The following is a 2,489-nucleotide window of genomic DNA, read 5'->3' as shown; positions in this document are numbered from 1 at the left end:
CGGACGCCGCGGCCGGCGACGGCGCGGCCGGCGACGGTGCGCGCGGCTGGCTCGCGCCCGACCCCGAGCTGCCCGCGCTCGTGCCCGAGCGCCGCTCGCGCGCCTACGACGTGCGCCGGCCGCTCGCGCGGATCCTCGACCCGGACACGCTGCTGGAGCTGGGCCCCGGCTACGGCCGCTCGCTGCTCACCGGCCTTGCGCGGCTCGACGGCCACGCCGTCGGCGTGATCGCCAGTCAGCCGAGATTCTTCGCCGGCGCGCTCGACCCGGCCGCCTGCGAGAAGGCGGTGCGGCTGCTGTGCCTCTGCGACGCGTTCGACCTGCCGGTGGTCTTCGTCCAGGACGTGCCGGGCTTCTTCGTCGGCAGAGCGGTCGAGCACGCCGGGATGCTCAAGCACGCGATCCGGCTGCAGACGGCGCTGGCGCTGTCGCAGGCGCCGAAGCTGACGCTGCTGCTGCGCAAGTCCTACGGCCTCGCCTACTTCAGCCTCGGCGGCAACGACACCGGCGTCGACGCCGTCTACGCGTGGCCGGGGGCGGAGATCTCGTTCATGGATCCGCAGGTCGCGGCCAACGTCGTCAGCGGCGGCGATCCCGCGACGGCGGAGGCGGCGCTGACGGCGATGGAGGCGGAGACCGATCCCTACGGCGCCGCCGGGCTGATGAACGTCGACGAGATCATCGATCCGGCCGAGACGCGCGCGGTGCTGGCGCGGGCGCTGGGGCGCCTCGACGGCCGCCCGCTCGCGCGCGGCTGGGAGCGCCCGCTGGCCTCCTGGCCGACCTGCTGAAGGTCGGCGCACCGACTTTCTGAGGTAGCGAAACGTTGAGCGTGCAATACTTGCACGGTCATGAGCTTTCCGATCGAGGTCACTGAATACACCGACGCGCAGTGCCCGTGGGCGTGGTCCGCGGAGCCGATGAAGTGGCGTCTGAGATGGCTGTACGGCGATTCGCTGGCGTGGACCACGCGGATGATCGTGCTGGCCTCCGACAGCGAGCACTACAAGCGCCTCGACTACTCCGTCGAGATGATGGCCGCCGGCTTCGAGTCGTTCGCGGCCAGATTCGGGATGCCGCTCGACGCGACGGTGCGGCCGCGCCTCGGCGCGACGCGGCCGGCGGCGAAGGCGTTCGTCGCCGCGCGCGTCCATGCCGACGCGGCGGTCGCCGAGCGGCTGCTGCGGCGCCTGCGGATCCACGCGATGACCAACCCGACGGCGATGCTCGAGGACGAGGCGACGATCGTCGCCGCCGCGCGCGAGGCCGGGATCGACGTCGCCGTGCTGGAACGCTGGCTGACCGATCCGGCCGTCGAGCGCGAGCTGCAGGCCGACATGCTCGCCACGCGCAGCCCCGCGCCGGCCGCCGTCGCGCTCAGCCACAAGCTCGCGAGAGCGGCCGAGGACCCGAGCAAATGGCGCTACACCGCGCCGTCGCTGGTCTTCACGCGCACCTCCGACCGCGTCACGATCGAGGCGCCCGGCTTCCAGCCGTCGCTCGCCTACGAGGTCGCGGTCGCCAACCTCGACCCGACGATCGAGCGGCGCGCCGCGCCTGCATCGGTCGGCGAGCTGCTGGAGTGGGCCGGCGAGCCGCTGGCGACGCAGGAAGTCGCCGAGGTGCTCGGCATCTCGCGGGAGCAGGCGCGCGAGCAGCTCGCGGAGGCGACCGGCGCCGTCGAGCAGCAGGCCGGCAGCGACGGCTTCTGGGCGCTCGACACGGCTGCGGTCGCGCAGGCGGCTTAGCTCAGCCGGAAGCGGCCGACCAGCTCGCGCAGCTCGTCGGCCGTCTGCGCCAGCTCGTGCGCGGAGGCGCCGATCTGCTGTGCCGAGGCGCTCGTCTGCTGCGTCGAGAGGGCGACCTGGCCGGTCGCCGCCGACGCCCGCTCGGCGACCGCGGCGACGGCGCCCATCTGCTCCTGCACCTGTTGTGAGAGCGCGGCGATGCCGTCGGTCTCGCCGGCGACGTCGCCGACCCGCTCGGTCATCGCGGTGACGGCGGCGCTGAGACGGTCGAAGGTCGCGCGCGACTGCTCGACCGTCTCGACGCCCTCCGCCGTTCGCGCGGTGCCGGTCTCGATCCGCTCGACCGCGAGCGCGGTGCCCGACTGCAGCTCGTCGACGATCGCGCCGATCGACGCGGCCGCCTGCTGCGATTCCTCCGCGAGCTGCCGCACCTCCTCGGCGACGACGGCGAAGCCGCGGCCGGCCTCGCCGGCGCGCGCCGCCTCGATCGCGGCATTCAAGGCGAGCAGGTTGGTCTGCGCGGCGATCCCGCCGATCGCGTCGACGATCCCGCCGATCGCGCTGGAGCGCTCGCCCAGCTCGTGGATCGCGCTGCGCGCGTCGTCGGAGGCGGCGCGCACGTCGGCCATCGCGCTGCCGGCGCGGGCGGTCACGGCGGCGCCGGCCTCGGCCAGCTCGCGCGCCTCCTGTGCCGCCGCGGCGGTCGAGCGGGCGCCGTCGGCGCCGCGCTCGCTGGCGGCC

General features: G+C 74.6%; 3 protein-coding genes. 2 read left to right on the top strand and 1 reads right to left on the bottom strand.

Annotated features, from left to right (window positions below; all coding sequences use genetic code 11):
* Together R7226_RS31265 and R7226_RS31260 are read left to right on the top strand one after the other, a co-directional pair.
* Window positions 1-791, top strand: a 791-nt coding sequence (locus R7226_RS31265; protein ID WP_318601476.1) for a carboxyl transferase domain-containing protein, incomplete at its 5' end; no start/stop codon positions are given.
* 60 nt (window positions 792-851) lie between these two features.
* A complete protein-coding gene (locus R7226_RS31260; protein ID WP_318601475.1) occupies window positions 852-1,748 on the top strand; it encodes a DsbA family oxidoreductase in 897 nt (298 codons plus the stop codon).
* On the opposite strand, the gene R7226_RS31255 is transcribed toward R7226_RS31260, so the two are convergent.
* Window positions 1,745-2,489, bottom strand: a 745-nt coding sequence (locus tag R7226_RS31255; RefSeq protein ID WP_318601474.1) for a methyl-accepting chemotaxis protein, incomplete at its 5' end; no start/stop codon positions are given. The two genes, R7226_RS31260 and R7226_RS31255, sit on opposite strands and share 4 nt — an antisense overlap.

The organism is Conexibacter stalactiti (assembly GCF_033542075.1).
Lineage (GTDB): Bacteria > Actinomycetota > Thermoleophilia > Solirubrobacterales > Solirubrobacteraceae > Conexibacter > Conexibacter stalactiti.
This window is presented reverse-complemented; position numbering and strand designations above follow the sequence as displayed.

Bases quoted from the DNA above. Each gene is read 5' to 3' on its own strand.
- R7226_RS31260 (WP_318601475.1), top strand. From the start codon at position 852: ATGAGCTTTCCGATCGAGGTCACTGAATACACCGACGCGCAGTGCCCG.